Source organism: Treponema primitia (assembly GCF_046533075.1).
Classification (GTDB): Bacteria; Spirochaetota; Spirochaetia; order Treponematales; family Breznakiellaceae; genus Termitinema; species Termitinema primitia_B.
In genome coordinates, this window is sequence record NZ_JAJQRB010000052.1 from 60656 (window position 1) to 77742 (window position 17087).

The 17087-nt window shown below is 50.4% G+C and carries 17 protein-coding genes; 9 read left to right on the forward strand and 8 right to left on the reverse strand.

Annotation, left to right across the window (positions count from 1 at the left end):
* Window position 1: 1 nt before the first annotated feature.
* The gene (locus LQZ19_RS11095; RefSeq protein WP_411047729.1) at window positions 2-1087 is read right to left on the reverse strand and encodes an Ldh family oxidoreductase; all 1086 of its coding nucleotides are present in this window, start codon (window positions 1085-1087) and stop codon (window positions 2-4) included.
* Between the two features lie 94 nt (window positions 1088-1181).
* Between LQZ19_RS11095 and LQZ19_RS11100 the strand changes: the two genes are divergently transcribed.
* The 9 genes from LQZ19_RS11100 to LQZ19_RS11140 all read left to right on the forward strand — a co-directional run bounded on the left by LQZ19_RS11100 (window position 1182) and on the right by LQZ19_RS11140 (window position 12161).
* Entirely contained in the window at window positions 1182-1862 is a 681-nt protein-coding gene (locus LQZ19_RS11100; protein ID WP_411047730.1) for an RluA family pseudouridine synthase, read from the forward strand.
* A gap of 26 nt (window positions 1863-1888) precedes the next feature.
* A complete protein-coding gene (locus LQZ19_RS11105; RefSeq protein WP_411047731.1) occupies window positions 1889-3073 on the forward strand; it encodes an ADP-dependent glucokinase/phosphofructokinase in 1185 nt (394 codons plus the stop codon).
* A gap of 22 nt (window positions 3074-3095) precedes the next feature.
* Entirely contained in the window at window positions 3096-3953 is an 858-nt protein-coding gene (locus LQZ19_RS11110) for a class II fructose-bisphosphate aldolase (RefSeq protein ID WP_411047732.1), read from the forward strand.
* A gap of 15 nt (window positions 3954-3968) precedes the next feature.
* A complete protein-coding gene (locus LQZ19_RS11115; RefSeq protein ID WP_411047733.1) occupies window positions 3969-4454 on the forward strand; it encodes a cob(I)yrinic acid a,c-diamide adenosyltransferase in 486 nt (161 codons plus the stop codon).
* A gap of 295 nt (window positions 4455-4749) precedes the next feature.
* Window positions 4750-5955 carry a TetR/AcrR family transcriptional regulator gene (locus tag LQZ19_RS11120; protein WP_411047734.1) on the forward strand — a complete coding sequence of 402 codons (1206 nt, stop codon included), beginning with the start codon at window positions 4750-4752 and terminating at the stop codon, window positions 5953-5955.
* Window positions 5956-6107: 152 nt separating this feature from the next.
* Complete coding sequence (locus LQZ19_RS11125) at window positions 6108-7541, forward strand: TolC family protein (protein ID WP_411047735.1); 1434 nt, start codon at window positions 6108-6110, stop codon at window positions 7539-7541.
* On the forward strand, window positions 7538-8509 hold the full coding sequence (locus LQZ19_RS11130) for an efflux RND transporter periplasmic adaptor subunit (RefSeq protein ID WP_411047736.1): 972 nt from the start codon (window positions 7538-7540) through the stop codon (window positions 8507-8509). The genes LQZ19_RS11125 and LQZ19_RS11130 overlap by 4 nt, the downstream gene beginning before the upstream one ends.
* A gap of 17 nt (window positions 8510-8526) precedes the next feature.
* Window positions 8527-11784 carry an efflux RND transporter permease subunit gene (locus tag LQZ19_RS11135; RefSeq protein WP_486401705.1) on the forward strand — a complete coding sequence of 1086 codons (3258 nt, stop codon included), beginning with the start codon at window positions 8527-8529 and terminating at the stop codon, window positions 11782-11784.
* Entirely contained in the window at window positions 11781-12161 is a 381-nt protein-coding gene (locus tag LQZ19_RS11140; RefSeq protein WP_411047738.1) for a PG0541 family transporter-associated protein, read from the forward strand. The genes LQZ19_RS11135 and LQZ19_RS11140 overlap by 4 nt, the downstream gene beginning before the upstream one ends.
* 9 nt (window positions 12162-12170) lie before the next feature.
* Here LQZ19_RS11140 and LQZ19_RS11145 read toward each other — a convergent pair whose 3' ends face one another.
* From LQZ19_RS11145 to gspG, 7 genes are all read right to left on the reverse strand, one after another.
* Window positions 12171-12839, reverse strand: coding sequence for a tetratricopeptide repeat protein (locus tag LQZ19_RS11145; RefSeq protein WP_411047739.1), 669 nt, complete (start codon window positions 12837-12839; stop codon window positions 12171-12173).
* Between the two features lies 1 nt (window position 12840).
* On the reverse strand, window positions 12841-13317 hold the full coding sequence (locus tag LQZ19_RS11150) for a hypothetical protein (protein WP_411047740.1): 477 nt from the start codon (window positions 13315-13317) through the stop codon (window positions 12841-12843).
* A complete protein-coding gene (locus LQZ19_RS11155) occupies window positions 13307-13693 on the reverse strand; it encodes a hypothetical protein (protein ID WP_411047741.1) in 387 nt (128 codons plus the stop codon). Before LQZ19_RS11155 ends, LQZ19_RS11150 begins: the two co-directional genes overlap by 11 nt.
* Window positions 13694-13796: 103 nt before the next feature.
* Complete coding sequence (locus tag LQZ19_RS11160; protein ID WP_411047742.1) at window positions 13797-14930, reverse strand: PilN domain-containing protein; 1134 nt, start codon at window positions 14928-14930, stop codon at window positions 13797-13799.
* Window positions 14930-15967 (reverse strand): hypothetical protein, encoded by a 1038-nt coding sequence (locus LQZ19_RS11165; protein WP_411047743.1) that lies wholly within the window; start codon window positions 15965-15967, stop codon window positions 14930-14932. The genes LQZ19_RS11160 and LQZ19_RS11165 overlap by 1 nt, the downstream gene beginning before the upstream one ends.
* The gene (locus LQZ19_RS11170) at window positions 15964-16473 is read right to left on the reverse strand and encodes a PulJ/GspJ family protein (protein ID WP_411047744.1); all 510 of its coding nucleotides are present in this window, start codon (window positions 16471-16473) and stop codon (window positions 15964-15966) included. The genes LQZ19_RS11165 and LQZ19_RS11170 overlap by 4 nt, the downstream gene beginning before the upstream one ends.
* Before the next feature lie 164 nt (window positions 16474-16637).
* Window positions 16638-17081, reverse strand: a complete 444-nt coding sequence (gene gspG, locus LQZ19_RS11175; protein ID WP_411047745.1) for a type II secretion system major pseudopilin GspG — start codon at window positions 17079-17081, stop codon at window positions 16638-16640.
* Window positions 17082-17087: the final 6 nt, after the last annotated feature.

Here is a 17087-nt window from a genome sequence, read left to right on the forward strand (position 1 = left end):
TTCAAGGGGCTATATCACATACCACACCCTGCCGGGAGGCGATGTTCCGCATCTCCCCCAGGGTTTTTTCATTTACCGGGATGACTCCGTTAATGCGGGCAGCCATGGTTTCCATGGCCTTTTCTCCGTGGGTATAGATACGGTCCTTTCCGTCTACCCTTGGGGAAGAGCGCAGTTCTTCTAAGAAAACGGATAGAGCATGCTTCTGTTCCTTCTTATTACCAAATATACCGTAATCAATGGCGGCAAAATAGTGGCAAATCCCGGTTTCCCCGGGTTTTATGTTTATATGATTCGAAGTGAGGCCCCCGGAAAGGATTCCGCAGCAGATATCCACCATGGTGGCCAGGCCGTAGCCCTTGTGTCCCCCCCCTGTTTCAGAGCTTCCCCCCAGTGGGGCGATACCCCCGCCGAATTTTCCGATGATGTTTCTGACAACTTCCCCGGCGTCGGTGGTGGGATGCCCGATGGTATCCACCGCCCAGTTATCCGGTATGGGCTTGCCGCTTTTTTGGTATACCTCCATGGTCCCCCGGGTTACCATGGTGGTGGAGGCGTCAAAGGAAAAGGGCAGGGGATCTGCGGGCATGGCAAAGGCGATGGGGTTTGTTCCCAGCATGGCCCGCTTACCGTTGGTGGGCACACAGATCGCCTCGGTATTGGTCATGGTTATGCCGATAAAATCCGCTTCCAGGGCGAGTCCTGTATAATACCCCGCTATACCGTAGTGATTTGAATTACGCACCGTAACCATGCCGATTCCGGAGTGGGAAGCCTTTTCAATGGCCAACTCCATGGCCCGGACCGCCGTAAGCTGCCCCATGGCTTTATGCCCGTCCACTACCGCAGAGACCGGTGTTTCATGGATGATTTCCGGTTTTGCCCGGACCGTAACCATACCGGTTTTAATCTCCTCATCATACCGGACCAGCCGGTGGATGCCGTGGGACTCTATCCCGAATAAATCGGCCCGTAGAAGTATCTCCGCAATGGTTTTACCTTCTTCTGCGCTGAAGCCGTAGCTTGGGAATAGTCTGCTGCAAAAATCCCACAACCGGGGATAAGGAATTTCGGTATACTCCGCCATGGTGGTTCCAGCTACCTATCATAAAGTAAGCTGCGAAGGCTGTCAAACTATTACTTGACATTAGGATGATTCAGCTTAATAGTATTATTTACGAATGAGTTCCACCTATCCCCGCCGTCTAAGCCAAGGTTTACAACTTCTCTACGAAGACCGGGATCTCCTGGTTGTGGATAAACCGGCGGGGCTGCTCTCCATTGCCGCAGGCGCCGAGCGGGACAAAACAGCCTACTGGATACTTTCGGAATACCTCCGTAAAAAGGGCGAGAAGCGCCGGCCTGCGGTGGTACACCGGCTGGACAGGGAAACCTCGGGGGTCATGATCTTTGCCAAGTCTGATACGGTCAAGCGGAAACTCATGGAACACTGGGACGAGACCGTACTGGAACGGCGTTACATAGCCCTGGCAGAGGGCGCATTGACCGAAACCCAGGGTTCCATCGACGCGCCCCTGGGGGAGGACCCGCGGGGTAGGGTGGTAGTGGTTCCCGGCGGGCAGCGGGCTATTACCCATTGGAAGGCCCTCCAAACCGGCCGCCGCTTTTCCCTGCTCTCCCTGGAATTGGAAACCGGCCGGCGCAACCAGATCCGGGCCCACCTTGACTGGCTGGGCCATCCCGTGGCGGGGGACAAGAAATACAGGGCAAAGACCAACCCCCTGAACCGGCTCTGCCTCCACGCAGAACGCATCGTTTTTCATCATCCCCAAAACGGGCGTGTCGTGGAGTTTGAAGTAAAGGCGCCCCCTACGTTTCAGCAAGCCCTGAAGACAGAATAAATATTTTTTGTTATGCTTATATTGTTATGGCTGAGTCGATTGTGTTAGGCCTTGGTGACAATACGGATTACGAAATTTGTTGGAATTCTTCTATTATAGAAGGAATGATAAGGGATTATAGGCTCTCCGATGCGGATCTTGGCTTGGATGCCGAAATCAGGAGCCCCAGGGATCTGCTCATATCCATCCTTGGTTTTTTGAAAAATGGGATAGGGGGTGAACGGCTTGTTCCCATCCCTAACCTTATTGAAGACTTTTCCCGTAACTTTGAGAAGAAGATCACCCTGGGGGGTACTGCGGTCCGCGCCGCCATTGCCATGAGGAAACTTGGGTATACTTCGGCGATACACCTGGTTACCATGAATGAGCATGTTAAGCGTCTGGTACCCACCGACTGTACCTGCCTGTGCAGTAACGATGAAATCAGTTCTTTTCCCCATCTGATCGTTCAATTTTGCGCCGGCACCCGGGTTCAGGGGAATGATATTTGTATTGAAACCAGCCGGGCAAACAGGATAATTTATACCTACGATCCGGATAACACCCTGATGCGGCTTCACCCGGATCTATCATCCCTTTTGATTGGGGCAAAGGTGTTTCTGCTTTGCGGCTTTAACTGCATGGACGATGAGGCTTTGCTTAAGGACCGGCTGAGTTTTTTACAGGGTATTCTGAAACCCCTTGCCGGAAGGGTCCGGATTTTTTTTGAGGACGCCGGGTATCATCATCCTGAAATGAGCTGTATTGTAAGAGACTATCTTCTTAGGTATATTGATATTTATAGCCTTAATGAGGATGAATTTGAAGGATACTTGGGTCATCCCGTTTCCTGGACCGATGCGGCGGCGGTAAGCAAAGCCCTGGAAGCGTTTCATGTCATGGTTCCCGCTGAGATTTTGGTGGTACATACCCGGTATTGGGCCCTGGCCTACGGAACAAATGCGGTGGATTATAAAAGGGCGCTTACCGGGGGTATTACCCTTGCCACCGCCAGGTTTCGCTTTGGCGATGATTTTACCCGGGAAGAGTACGAGGAAACAGGAAAATTACCTGCTGAAGAACCGGGATGGGTTTTTTCGGCGGCGATTCAGGCTGTTTTGGGGAATAGGGTGTGTTGTGTTCCCTCTTTTTCGGTTTTGGAAAAGAACGTTACCACCATTGGTCTTGGAGATACCTTTGTCGGCGGGTTTCTGCCGGCACTGATATACTAAAATAGATACCACAGGAGTTTTTATGAGTATTGTAACAAACAAAGAGTTACTCGATCGGGCAAAGGCAGGCCATTATGCGGTTGCTGCCTTTAATACTAACAATCTTGAATATATCCAGGCAATTCTGACGGCGGCCGCTGATTTAAAGTCCCCGGTGATCGTCGAAGCGGCGAAAAGCGAAATTGATTACATGGACGGAAATGTTTTTGTCGCCATAGTAAGTATCCTGGCGGATAAATTAGCAATCCCCGTTGGGATTCACCTGGACCACGGGCCGACTTATGAAGAGACTATCCGCTGTCTTAGCTACGGGTTCAAGTCCGTTATGTACGATGGTTCCGCCCTTCCCCTGGCGGAGAATATTGCTATTACCAAAGAAGTGGTACGGGCAGCCCATGCCTGCGGAGTATCCGTTGAGGGTGAAGTGGGAGTTATCGGACAGGCCGCCGATGGTCCCGAAGGGAAGGCGAATGATATGATCGGTATTGCAAACCCCGGTGAGTGCGAGCGTTTTGTTAAGGAATCCGGGGTTGATTGTTTTGCCGCGGCCATTGGAAACGCCCACGGTATTTACAAGCGGAAGCCGGAACTCCGGTATGATGTTCTTGCGGAAATTGAAAAAAAGACCGGGGTTCCCCTGGTACTCCATGGCGGTACCGGTATTCCCGAGGAGGATCTGCGGAAGGCAATTAACATGGGGGTATCCAAGATAAATTTTAGTACCGTGATGCGGAAGGGCGGTATTGAGGTCCTGGCGGAAACCCTGAAGAAAAACCCCGGGGACTGGGATCTTATGAAGATGCTGACCCCGACCAAGGAAAAGATGATAGAGATTGCCAAGCAGCATATCATCATGTGCATGAGTGACCATAAGGCCTAATTTAGTTGTGACGGTATGAGTATTTCCACCGGTCTTGGCGATAGCGGCAGCACGGAGCTTTTTTCAGGAACTTCAGTCCCGAAGGATCATCCCCAGGTTGAATTTCTTGGCGCCCTTGATGAGCTTAACGCTTTTTTAGGGGATGCGAAGGCCGCCGCGCGCCTTGAACGGACTAAAACCCTTATCGAATCGGTACAGAGGGACCTTTTTGCAGCCCCCGGGCTGCTTGGCCCCTCTAAAGCGGAGACGTCCATTGACCCGGACCATCTCACCGCGTTGATTCACGAAATTGAGGAACAGTACCCCATGCAGGGCTTCATCATCCCGGGGAAAACCCCCGCTTCTGCGAAACTCGACATTGCCCGAACCGTATGCCGCCGAGCGGAACGGCGCCTAGTAACCCTTAACCGCCAGTCCCCAGTCTCGCCCCATCTACTCCGCTATATAAACCGCCTATCAGATCTACTCTTCCTGCTCGCCCGCTCAGAAGAGCACGCATAGCTTACCCGGCATGTGAACTCACCCGGGAAACATTTCCTCTTCATGCAATAAGCACCGGCGGGCGGAGGGAGGGGCATCCCCGACCGAGCACATAAGGAATTCCCTGCTGGAGGAGACCCGCAGGGGCTCCGCAAGCAGACTCTACTTGCGTGCTCGGTCGGGGATGCCCCTCCCTCCGCCCGTTTTTGCCGATTTACATATTTTCAGGAAATATTTACAAAAACCCTGTTGCTTTTTGTTTTGAGATTTGTTATTGTATATGTTAACGACCGTTCGGTAACATACGGTAATACCAATGAATAAAACAGATATAATAGAAACAGCGTTCCAGGTCTGGGGCCAGGAACTATTTAAAACTACCAGCCTTTCTCAAATTGCGCAAGCCCTTGGGGTTACCAAGCCGGCTTTGTATCGTCATTTTGAGAGCAAAGGCGCCCTCCTGGATGGTATGTATGGGTATTACTGCGATCACTATGTGGGCTTTATGAAGGCATCCTACGAGAAAGCCCTGGAAAGCCGGGATATTAACCAGGGGATACTCCTCATGGCCCGGAATTTCGCCGAATATTACGCCCGATATAAGTATATTTTCATTTTTTCTTTAATCGAGGTCTATGGTGATAAAAACCGGGATAAGGATATTTTGCGGCAATTTGCGATCCGCGGAATGGATGTAAAGAAACACTGGTTTTTCCTTGATGCCGGGGATGAGCATCCCAGCAAGGCCCAGCTAATCGTCACCGCCATATTCTTTTTGGTTACCCTTTTTCATAAAAGCAGGCACGAAAAAACCGGAGACCCCACCACCGAAGAAATTCAGCGATTTATTTCCTTTGCCGAAGGGGTTATTTCCCATGGGCTTGGTTTTGATAAAAACCTGGTGAATGCCTTGGATTTTGAAAAATTGGAGAAGTCCGGCGGCCATCAGATTCCCCCGGAGGGGGAGAACGAAGGGCTGCTCAAGGCGGTTGCCGGGGCGGTTGCCGAGGCGGGACCCTGGAATGCTTCCATGGATATGGTTGCCCAGCGTTCGGGGCTCTCCAAAAGCGGCCTCTACGCCCACTTCAAAAGCAAGGCGGATATGCTGGGCCGGATGTTTATCGCCGAATTCGATAGGATAGTGGATTACGCCGAGTTGGAGCAAAGCCGTTCCGAGCTGCCGCAGGAGCAATTTTACCTGGCCATAGTGGCTTTAGCCAATTATCTTCGATCCCGGCCGGAGATCCTTATCACCATGGATTGGATCAGGACCCGGAGGCTGGACCTGGGGGTTACGGTGCCGCCGCGGATTTTTCGGATCTTCGCGGATATCAAATTGGAAGGCGCCGGGGAGAACCCGGATGGACTGGAACTTTCAGGGGAAACCCTGTCCCGATGGATACTCTTTCTCGTCGTTAACACCCTGATGAGGAGGCCCGAGGGAACTTCTTTTTCGGATGTGTCTAATAAAAGCTTTCAAATTCTATATAAATTTATTGTTTTAGGAATAGAGGGATGGTAAAAAATGAACCAAAAGCAGTATATTCTAATGTATAGCAAAAAACGGCAAGAAGCCGTAGGATGCCGCGCGGATAGCGGGCTTGAAATACAGGTTGATCCTGAGGATTCGGTGCTTATGCACGTTCCCCCGATCAATAGAGAAGGAGTTCTAAAATGAAACACCCCCGTCGTGCCGGTACCGGCCGCCGCCTTTTGCGGCTGCCGCATTCCCCCGGCTTAGTTCTAGCCTTTTTTCTATGTGCCGCAGCGGTCTTTGGTCAAGCCGAAAGTTCCGCTGAAAGCCCGGCTGCGAACCAAACGGTTCGGCGTATCACCCCGGACGAGGCGGTTGATCTGGCCGTACGAAACAACCTCAGCCTGGAATCTTCCCGGATAGCCCTGGATACCAAGAAGCGGAAATCCGATCTGGTGTGGAACCAGTTCCTGCCGGAGCTTGATGTGCGGGGAACCCTTAACCGGAGTAATGAGGAGTCCGCAGGGATGACCATTCCGGGGATAGGGACCGTCGGCGCCACACCCCAGTGGAGCTTAAACGGGAACTTTTCCGCTTCCCTCACCTTTAGCTTTGCGCTAATCGAAGGTATCCGGAGTATCAGGATGGACTACCAGACCGGACTTCTTAGCTACGCCAAGGCTAAAGCCCAGATGGAACGGGATATACGGAAGTCCTACTACCAGATGCTTCTGCTCCAGGAGAACATCAGTCTCTTACAGGGCAGTTTTACCAATGCGGAGCGTCAGGTTGCCATGGCCCTGGCGAATTATAACAGCGGGCTTGCCCCTCAGCTTACCCTGCTCCAAGCCCAGGTAGCCAGGGACAATTTAAAGCCGTCCATTATTCAGGCTGAAAATGGCCTTAAACTGGCCTTGGCAAACTTTGCCATGAATCTTGGTTTGGATTATGATACCCAGTTTGAACTTGTGCCCATAGAGGGGGACCCTCAATATATTTCCTTGGAAGTGAAGGATCTGATCGCCAAAGCCAGTCAGGGAAAACCGGACATTATGGAACTGCGGCAGTCCGTTATTGCCCTGGAGAGCGGCCGGAAAGCCCAGGCTATGCAGAGCTATACCCCATATATCAATTTCGCCTGGAATTATTCGCCCACCATGTTGGGACCCTGGGATAACAGCTGGACCGATGGGGACAACTGGACGGATCGGGGCGCCTTTTCTATCACCCTGGGTATGAACCTGAACAGCCTTTTCTCCTTTACCAAACAAGGCCAGGGACTAAAGGATATGGACAATAATCTGCGCACCCTGAACATCGGCCTTGCCCAGGCCATACGGGGGACGGAGATTGAAATCTACAATACCGTGTTCTCCCTTGAGCGGTCACAGACCCTGGCGGAAACACAGGCGGAGACCGTATCCCTGGCGGAACGGACCTACCGCTTGACCGAAGAGGCCTACCGGGCGGGGCTCCAGGAATTACTTCAGGTGCAGAATGCGGATCTGTCCCGGCGTCAGGCCAGGGTGCAGATGCTGGAACAACAGTTTAACTATCTTACCGGTCTTATCGACCTGGAATATTCCATAGGGGTTCCCTTCGGAACCCTGAGCAATGGGGGAAACACAAAGTGAAAAGAATACAGTATAAGGGCGCCATCGTTGTGTCGCTTGTTATCATAGCCATGGTTTTTTCGGGATGCAGCCAGATCAAGGCCTTTCGGGAAAAGAAACAGGCAGGTCCCGGCGGCGCAGCTGCGGCGCCGGCGGTTCCGGTATTTGCGGTGAATACCACCCTGGCGGTCCAGGGGCAGATTCTGGATTACCTTGCCTTATCCGGGGACATCATATCCGGTACTTCGGTGGACACCTATTCCGACGCCGCAGGGAAGATAACCCGGGTTTACGTTGCCATTGGTGACCGGGTTAGCCGGAACGATCCGGTGGCGGCGGTGGACCCCTCCAAACCGGGGATGACCTATCAGGTTAATATTGCCCGGGCGCCCATTGCGGGGATTATAACAGCCCTGCCCGCCCAATTGGGGATGACCATAAGCCAGGCGGTGCCCCTGGCCAGGATCGCCGGGGGGAATGCCCTGGAGATCAAGCTCTACGTGGCGGAACGGTTTATTTCCAAGATAGCCCTGCGGCAGCCCTGTCAGATTACCCTGGACGCCTGGCCCGGGGAAGTTTTCCGGGGCAGTGTTACTGAGATATCCCCGGTGGTGGACACCGCTTCCCGGACCATGGAGGTACGGATTAATGTGGAGAACCCCGGTTCGAAACTGAAGGCAGGAATGTTCTCCAAGGTGCGGATCATCACCGAAGAAAAAAGTAATATTGTGAAGATCCCCGGCGGCGCCATGATCCAGCGTTCCGGCGAAAACTATGTGTTTACGGTAGCCACGGATCCTACGGACCCCGCTTTCCGCATTGCCCGGCGGCAGGTAATAACCCCGGGCATCCTGGTGGACGGTGTTCTGGAAGTGCAGCAGGGGCTTACCCCCAATCAGGAAATTATCGTCCGGGGTCAAACCCTGCTGGAGGATGGCTCACGGATCAACGTGATTGAACAAGTTGCGCCCCTGGGCGCTGCCAACTAAGGAGGTATTCCATGAGTATGGCTAAATTAGCGGTCGGAAGGCCGACAACAATATTTATTATTTTTGCGCTCCTCCTCGGGCTAGGGGGCTTTGCCCTGGTAAATATGCCCATCGATTTGTTTCCCGAAATAAACCCTCCCTACCTGGTGGTATATACCTCCTATACCGGGGCCGGCCCCGAGGAGGTAGAACGCAGTGTAACCAGGCTTCTGGAGGCGGCCCTTTCCAGTGTTTCCAGCCTTGAGGAAATAACTTCCACCTCCTCCAAAGGTACCAGCATGGTGATCATGGAATTTACCTACGGTACGGATCTGGCGGACGCCGCCAACTCTGTCCGGGACTCTCTGGAACGGGTGCGGCGGGTTCTGCCCGAAGGGGCGGAAGCTCCTATGATTTTCAAGTTTGATCCTTCTATGATGCCCATCATGGGACTCCAGGTTACGGGTAACCGCTCCCCGGAGGAACTGCGGCAAATCGCCGAAGATACCATTATACCCCGGATAGAGCAGACCCCCGGTGTAGCCACAGCATCGGTAAACGGCGGACGGGAGAAGATTATCCGGGTAGAGATGGCTCAGAACCGGCTTGAGGCATACGGCCTTACGGTAACCCAGATTCAGACCATGCTTGCGGGAAACAACTCCCAGGTATCCGCGGGGTCCATCACCGAAGGGGGGATGAACTACATCCTCACCACCATGGGTGAATACACCTCCCTGGATCAGATTCGGAATACGGTGATTTCCTATAAAGGCGGCGGTGTGGTGAACGGCCAGGTGGAACTGCCCCGTACGATATATCTTCGGGATATCGCCGATGTTTTCGAAGGCTACAAGGACAGGGAATCCACCGTATTGGTGAACGGGCAGCCTTCGGTGATGCTCATGGTTCAGAAGCAGAGCGGAAAGAATTCGGTCCAGACTGCCAAGGAGTTACGGGCCCGGCTTACCCGGATTGCCCGTGAGATACCACAGGATATTAAGATCCTGGAAACCTTTAATAACACGGATCAGATAGAAAATTCTCTTAACGAGGTAACCTCTACCGCCCTGTCCGGGGCAGCTCTGGCGATCGTCGTACTCTTTATATTCCTCAGATCCATAAAGCCGACCCTAATTATCGGCATCAGTATTCCTGTGTCCATCATCATTACGATTATGGTGATGTACTTCTGCGGCCTTACCCTGAACTTAATGACCATGGCGGGGCTGGTATTGGGGGTCGGTATGCTGGTAGATAACTCCATCGTTATTCTGGAGAATATCTACCATTACAGGGAAAAGGGCGCCAAGCTCCAACCCGCAGCAATACTGGGCACATCGGAAATGATCGTTGCCATTGCCGCTTCCACCCTAACCACCATCTGCGTATTTGCGCCCCTGGTAATGTTCCAGAGTATGCTGGAAATGGCGGGGGAATTGTTCGCAGGCCTGGCCTTTACGGTGGTTATATCCCTGACCTCATCTCTCTTTGTGGCCATCTTCCTGGTACCGGTGCTTTCCAGCCATTACCTCCCCCTGGTAACCCGGAAACAAAAACCCCTGAACAACCGTTTGTTCTCTGCGATTGACCGGGCCTTTGGGAATTTTTTCAACGGCCTTGATAACGTCTACCGTAAAGCCGTGGACCGGGTACTGCGGCATAAAATTATCACCATAGCGGTCTTAGTCGTACTGTTAGTGGGAAGCATCATGCTGGTCCCCATAATCGGCTGGGTTTTTATGCCCGACCAAGAGGCGGATTCAGTGAGCATCACCGCCACCCTTCCCATGGGAAGTCCTCTGACGGAAACGGAGTCCACCCTGCATCAGCTTGAGGATATAGTGAAGAAGGAAGCCAAGGGTTATGACCGGATCATCCTGAACGCCGGGGGCGGCAATATGTTCAGCGGTTCCTCAAGCAACAGCGGTTCCCTGCGTATTAACCTCCTCAAATATGGGGAGCGGATTGACAGCGCCGAGGATATCAAGGCAAAGATGCGGGCCCACTTCAATGAATTCCCCGGGGTTTCCTTTAATTTCTCCAGCGGCGGCATGGGCGGCGGTATGGGCGGCAGCAGTAACGCTGTTGACATTACCCTCCGTACCGACGACTTAGTTAAGGGCAAAGCCATGGCGGAACAAATTGCCCAGCTCCTGCGGGACCATGTTTCCGAGGTGAAGGAGCCCCAGGTTGACCTTAAGGACGGGATGCCCCAGATAGAGATTGAGCTTGACCGGGACCGGATCTACGCCATGGGGTTGAACGCCTACACTATTGGTAATGAGATAAAGGCTGCGGTGGACGGCATTACCGCCACCCGGTACAAGGACGGCGGTAACAATTACGATGTGGTATTGGTTCTGGCAGAAGCGGACCGGAGTACCAGGCCGGCGCTGGATCATATCTTTGTGAACAGTCAGATGTCGGGCGGACGGGTAGCGCTTTCTAACTTTGCTTCCTATAAAGAAGGCACGGGGCCCATGTCTATCAGACGTGAAAATCAGAGCCGGGTTATCCATGTTACCGCAGGCGCCGTTCCCGGGGCCAAGCTTAACGATCTGGACGATAAGGTCCGTAACCTGATACAGGGGGCAATCCCCGCAGACGAGGATGTGATCATTGAGTACGGCGGCGGTAACTCTGAGATGATGAAGATGATGGGCCGGTTTATCCTGATCATTATCGTAGCCATATTTTTGGTTTTCGGGGTTATGGCGAGTTTGTTTGAATCCTTCAGGGATCCCTTCATTGTCCTTTTTACCATTCCCCTTTCACTTATCGGGGTGGTGGCGATATACTTCTTTACCGGAGAGGTCTTTAACATCCTTACCGCAGTAGGACTGTTGGTATTGGTGGGGGTTATCGTTAATAACGGTATCGTCCTGGTTGACTATACCAACCTGCTGCGCAAGCGGGGCCTTTCCCTGCACAATGCCTGCGTGGAGGCCGCGGGGAACCGTCTCCGGCCCATCCTGATGACTACCCTGACCACCATACTGGGGCTCGCCCCCATGGCATTCGTCCCCGGTGAAGGTTCGGCAATGACAGCCCCTATAGGAAAGACCGTTCTTGGGGGGCTTGCCTTTGGAACTATCATGACCCTTTTCCTGATGCCCACGGTGTATTACATCATGAACAAGCATTCGGATGAACGGGAAGCCAGAGCCGAAGCGCGCCGGAACCGGATTGCCCAGGGTTTAACCCGAAAGCAGGCTAAGGCCCAAAATGCGGCAAGGACCGCCTTGGAAATCCTGCCGGATTCTAAGGTTCAGGAAGCGGAGGCTGGAATATGATCCGGATAGAGATTATTGCGAACCACTCCGTTGAGGAGAACATCCTGGAAGCCTTTGCTCTGGAGAATGTGGGTAAGTACTACACCAGATATCCCAATGTTATGGGGGTCGGCAGATCCGGCCCCAAGATGGGGGATGCCATTTGGCCGGAGGAAAATTTTGTTCTGGTGATATGGTGCGAAGAAGAGGAAGCCCGCGGCATAGAGCGGGCGGTTACCCAGGTTAAGGAGCGTTTCCCCGGCGAGGGAATAAAACTCTTCGGCCTCCGTTCCGCCGACTCCCAGCCCCGGGAAGCTTTGCCGGCTCCGACCGAAGAAGCCCCGCCCCCGGAACCGGAGGGCGCCGAAGGGCTGGTGAGCTTGGTCGGGTTAGAATAAATAGAAAGGCTAGGCGCCGGATCCGGTTAAGTTTCGGATCCGGTTATCTACCTCCGTATCGTACCGTAATTCCAGAAATTTGTTCAGGAAGAGTAGAGCGCGATCCTTGTCTCCGGTGTAGTATTGGTACAGGTCTGCAATAAACAAATAGAGGTATGAAGCCTTCTCTTGTTCTGTTAGGCTAATCAGAATACCCAGTGCATTGTCATATTCACCCTTGTGGAATGCCAGGATACCCCGGAGGTATTGGATGGACGGATAATCCCCGTGGGCATCTTCGGCCCTGGACAAAAGTGATTCCGTCTGTACCCATTCCTTATTCCGCAAAGCTTGCTCAGCCTGGTTTAAAAGCTGATCCGCATGGTAAATGCTTATATATAGTACGTTTTGCGGATCCAGATAATCCAACGCCAATTCTACCGCCTCGTAATACTCTTTACAAGCTTTGATGCGGTACTCTTCACCGGACTTTAAACTGGGCAGCGAAAAATGGCCGTGGATATCGCTAATGGCGGCGAATTTATCGTCTACATATATTTTAACTTCTTTGACCGGCCTGTTATCTCCATCGTAGATCATGCCGTACAGACCCTGGGATGTTCTTTTCTGAGTTTGATTTGTTGCACAGGAAAAGAAAACTGTCATAATGATACCTAACCAGATTAAATAAATTTTCATGTCAATTTCTCCTTATAAAATATTGTATGCCATCTATATCAACCACAGAGTATTCTGTGTCTTCCGATACCGGATTTGTGTTTATTGAGACGATCCTGCCGGATTCTCTGTCCTTCAGGTATAACCATTCCCGGCTATCGGTTTCACGTATTAATCCAAGGTAGCTGAATTTTTCGTCAACCGGGATTGGAATGGGATCGGCTTTTCGGTCCTCAAGAACCGGATCTTCCGGTACATAAACTTTCGCTGCCGGCTTATTGATTGGCGGATGAAAAATAAGCGCAAGCTGATCTGCGCTAATATGGTTCCGCTCATACTCCTGTATATCCGGCAAGGCAGCAGGAATAATTACATTTTCCACTAATTCTACCTGCGGGATGGATGCCCTGTTTTGCGAAACATAAAACAGGGCGCATAGGGGAAATAGCGGGATTCCAAGGGCAAGTATTATTTTGGCGATAAACAGTTTATGGTACATGGATAAACCTCACAGTGGCGTTGATTTTTGAAAAACCGGAAGCCGGTTTGATACTGATATAGTTCAGAGGAATATTTAATTTCGGCGCCTCCCTCAAAAAATTAAAGAAATTAACTCCTTCGCAGTTTAGGATAAATTCAGATGTCGTGATTTCCTCCTTTCCGATGGTCTTGAAATGTTCAACGTTGATGTTATGGGCCCGCAGTAAATCGCGTATCATACCAATATGTTCTTCCGGACCCTGGGGGTTCTTGGTTTTAAACTCTTCTCCGGATGCTTCCAGGTTCCGCAGTTTTTTTACCTGATTATCCAGACCGGAAAGATAACCCAGGGGAAGGGCCTGTGTTTCTTTTAACACATTACGGTATTGTCCCATGGACCCCCGGGTATCGCGAATTTCCCGAATTTTACCAATAAATATAATTACAAAAACTATGGAAATGAATAGCCAACAAAAAGAAGTTAGAAAATTAGTATTATTATTTTTCATAATCTTTTACCTTCCCCGAAATAGTGAATTGTTCCATCGAATTCTTTGATGGCGACGCCTGGCGGATGGTTAATCCGTTGAAATAACCCGACGCCTGCATTAATTGTAATACCCCGATTGAATCCGGTCCCTCGGCTTCCAAATTAAAATTTTCCTCCTGTATTACCAAAGACTTTATCCAGGTCCCGGGAAGGCAGTCTCTGATTTTTGAAATAATCCCGTAGGGATAAAAATCCTGCGCCCGATTTCTCTGTGTTTGATGAGATAGTAGTTCTTTTATTTCCTCTTCCAGCTTTTTTACTTCATCCTGTCTCCGGTTTTGCTCCAGATAGTAGTTTTCAAACCGGGACAGCTCCATGTTTTTTATTGTAGATACTAACTGCAGGGATATTAATATGGATATACAATTAAAAGCGGCCAGTAACTTAATATTTCTTTTCCTACGGGTTAGAGATCGGCCTTTACTATCGCTAAAAACGCCTAATTTTTTTATTTTTGTTTTTATATTAATTGCGTCAATACCGACGTCAATTACCCGGTTAAAAAGCTGATCCAATACTATTTTTGTATTTCCATTCTGTTTTTCATCGGTACCGGCAATAATAAGAAGCACCGGAATGTCCCTGGACTCAGGCCCGGTCAGAAAGGGAGTTATCAGAGTGAGGGGCATCCCATCGGTTCCCATGGGACATGATCCATAGCGGCGGATCACGTCGCTCTCAAAAAAAGCGGCCTCGATCCACTGCGGGGTACAGATGATGGTGAACATGGTTTTTTCATTAAAAATATGCATACACTCTATCATGAGGGCAATCCCGGGAATAAGGGGACGTTTAAGGTTTCTGTAAATCTCATGTACCGGACGGGTACACACGAATACCGCTGCGGTATTAAGTTGACGGTTCTTTCCCTTTTTTTCCGGGAGGTATAATTTATAGTCCATAACTGTGTCTGCCGGTGTTCCGGGATACAGAGCCTTTAGCCGGTTACCAATCTCTCCTTCAATGAATGTCTCCTCCGGCAGCGGACCCTTAGGGGCCGGCGGTAATTCCAGTATGTATACCGGAATTTCCAATGGAGAAATCAAAAAGGCATGTTCATTAAAAATAGGCAGGGGTGGCATTATTTAAACCTCCGTTCAATAATTTTATATTCCGGTTTAGAATTTACCGGATATGCCCCGGGGGGCAGTCTGCATACTACGGCGCTGAGGGAATGGTCTTTCCGGCCCTCAGTTTTTGTTTCTATGGCGATTTCCCAGAACCATGTTATGGAGCCAAAATAATGGAAGAGCGGATTTGATTTATCAATTCCAAGAATTGTACATATATTTTCTGTGTTAAGACTTTCCGTTTTCCGTTTGGCTAATATGTCGCGGGTAATTTCTTCCGGGCGCCGTATATGGTAATCGGGGTAGGCGATAAGTTCTTCCAGGATCAGGGGGTCCACAAAGTTAATGTTCATCAGTGGTTCAGCGTTAATAAAGGGATAGAGTTCCGTCAGGGATGCCCCAAGAAATGTAGAGAGATTTTCCCGATCCAAGAGTTGCTGATCCATGAGGAGTGTCCGTATTTTTTCCCGAAGAGCTTCCCCTTTAATGGGGTCCTCCGTAATGGATGTTCCCAACTGACGGGCTGCGAATTCATCGGTAAGGTTGATGTTTGCCCAGCCATATGGGGAAAAATATTTTTTAAATAACCCATCTTCAAAAAAATTCTGAAAAGCTTCATGCCCAAGAAAAAGTCCGGAATCTTCCCGGAATTGTTGCAGTTCATCCGCATTTTTCCCCGGGCGAAAAAGAAGGGAAAGCCGGGTTTTGTCAAAAACGTTTTTTCGTACCAAATTTGGATTTATCCTGTCCGAAATTGGCGCCAGAGAAATTGTATAACCCCGTATATTCTTCCCATTCCATGCCCAGACCGGATCGTCAATACCATTTGTTTCCGGGCTGGGATCGGACAAAAGGGTTTCCATAATATCCTCCAGGAACTTATTCATTTCAACCATGATGGAAGTATTATTCTTTTCCAAACCCTCAATCGTAATTGTCGAAGAAATATAAATGGTCATCCCAAGCGAAAGGATAGACAGGAAGAATAGGGAAAAGAGAAATATTATTGATACAAATCCTGCTTCCCAAGCGGCAATTGATTTTTTCATGGACGGCCTCTTATAAGAGAGGATGTGGAAAAAACCGACATGGTATGATACGTTTTCTGCTTATGCAAATAGGTAATGTCTATGCCGTAAGGAATATGCTGTTCATCCCGGAGTATGGAAAGAATTGTTTCGTCGAGCCCGGAGATAAGCACAACCCTTTCCTTTTCGCCTTTACCTTCGGTCTCCATAATCAGGGCACCATTTTCTACCAGGAGCTGTACATAGCCGTTCCGTTCTCCCCGGTACCAGGGGATCCGTACCGAATATTTATCCGCTTCCAGGGTAGGCAATTCCCAGTAGGGGACGGCCACTGCGCCAATCCTGTCGCGAATCAGCGAATCGGCCCTGAGAAGTTTGATCCCTAACAGAGCCTTGTCCTTTGATTTTTCCATGGCCGCAGCTGATGAGGACAGGGAAATAGTAATGATAGTCATAATAAGGCTGACTACGCCTAATGCAGCCAGTGTTTCTATCAATGTAAAACCTCCTTGTGAATTATTTTTCATACGCTTCTCCAATAATACCATTTCGTTCTTCAATAATACTAATACTATTTGTAATTATATTTGAAGAATAATTTGAAATAGTAGAAACGCTGCCTGACAATAGTAAAAGTATCAACGACGCAGTAAACAGACAGATTAAGGCGTCCAATAATACAAAGCCGCTCTCATTCCCATGAGCAGATATCCGCATCATTACCGGTTCCTCCTTCCTTTCCATCCCTGCCGAAACAACGGATACCATAGGGCATATCATTGTATCCCGGGATGATATATTCATACTCATTGCCCCAGGGGTCTCTGGGGACAGGTTTGTTAATATAGGGTCCGTTCCAGGAGGCCAATAGGGCGCCGGAATCCGGTTTTTCCCATAGTGCGCCGAGGCCCTGGATGTCCTGGGGGTAATGGCCGCAGTCGAAAAAATAGGCGTCCATACTCAGGGCGAAGGTTTCTATCTGGCTCCGGGCGCTTACCACCTTTGCCCTGTCGAGGTACTTTACCGCAGTAAATCCAACGGAAGATGTTAAGATCAGGATGATACCGATCACTATCAGGGTTTCAATAAAGGTCCATCCTCCCTGGGGGTCTTCCTGCGGTTCTTTTTTATTCATACAATT

Excerpts from the sequence above, each read along its gene's own strand:
- LQZ19_RS11095 (WP_411047729.1), bottom strand. The coding sequence starts at position 1,087 with ATGGCGGAGTATACCGAAATTCCTTATCCCCGGTTGTGGGATTTTTGC.
- LQZ19_RS11100 (WP_411047730.1), top strand. The coding sequence starts at position 1,182 with ATGAGTTCCACCTATCCCCGCCGTCTAAGCCAAGGTTTACAACTTCTC.
- LQZ19_RS11105 (WP_411047731.1), top strand. The coding sequence starts at position 1,889 with ATGGCTGAGTCGATTGTGTTAGGCCTTGGTGACAATACGGATTACGAA.
- LQZ19_RS11110 (WP_411047732.1), top strand. The coding sequence starts at position 3,096 with ATGAGTATTGTAACAAACAAAGAGTTACTCGATCGGGCAAAGGCAGGC.
- LQZ19_RS11115 (WP_411047733.1), top strand. The coding sequence starts at position 3,969 with ATGAGTATTTCCACCGGTCTTGGCGATAGCGGCAGCACGGAGCTTTTT.
- LQZ19_RS11120 (WP_411047734.1), top strand. The coding sequence starts at position 4,750 with ATGAATAAAACAGATATAATAGAAACAGCGTTCCAGGTCTGGGGCCAG.
- LQZ19_RS11125 (WP_411047735.1), top strand. The coding sequence starts at position 6,108 with ATGAAACACCCCCGTCGTGCCGGTACCGGCCGCCGCCTTTTGCGGCTG.
- LQZ19_RS11135 (WP_486401705.1), top strand. The coding sequence starts at position 8,527 with ATGGCTAAATTAGCGGTCGGAAGGCCGACAACAATATTTATTATTTTT.
- LQZ19_RS11140 (WP_411047738.1), top strand. The coding sequence starts at position 11,781 with ATGATCCGGATAGAGATTATTGCGAACCACTCCGTTGAGGAGAACATC.
- LQZ19_RS11145 (WP_411047739.1), bottom strand. The coding sequence starts at position 12,839 with ATGAAAATTTATTTAATCTGGTTAGGTATCATTATGACAGTTTTCTTT.
- LQZ19_RS11150 (WP_411047740.1), bottom strand. The coding sequence starts at position 13,317 with ATGTACCATAAACTGTTTATCGCCAAAATAATACTTGCCCTTGGAATC.
- LQZ19_RS11155 (WP_411047741.1), bottom strand. The coding sequence starts at position 13,693 with ATGGGACAATACCGTAATGTGTTAAAAGAAACACAGGCCCTTCCCCTG.
- LQZ19_RS11160 (WP_411047742.1), bottom strand. The coding sequence starts at position 14,930 with ATGCCACCCCTGCCTATTTTTAATGAACATGCCTTTTTGATTTCTCCA.
- LQZ19_RS11165 (WP_411047743.1), bottom strand. The coding sequence starts at position 15,967 with ATGAAAAAATCAATTGCCGCTTGGGAAGCAGGATTTGTATCAATAATA.
- LQZ19_RS11170 (WP_411047744.1), bottom strand. The coding sequence starts at position 16,473 with ATGAAAAATAATTCACAAGGAGGTTTTACATTGATAGAAACACTGGCT.
- gspG (WP_411047745.1), bottom strand. The coding sequence starts at position 17,081 with ATGAATAAAAAAGAACCGCAGGAAGACCCCCAGGGAGGATGGACCTTT.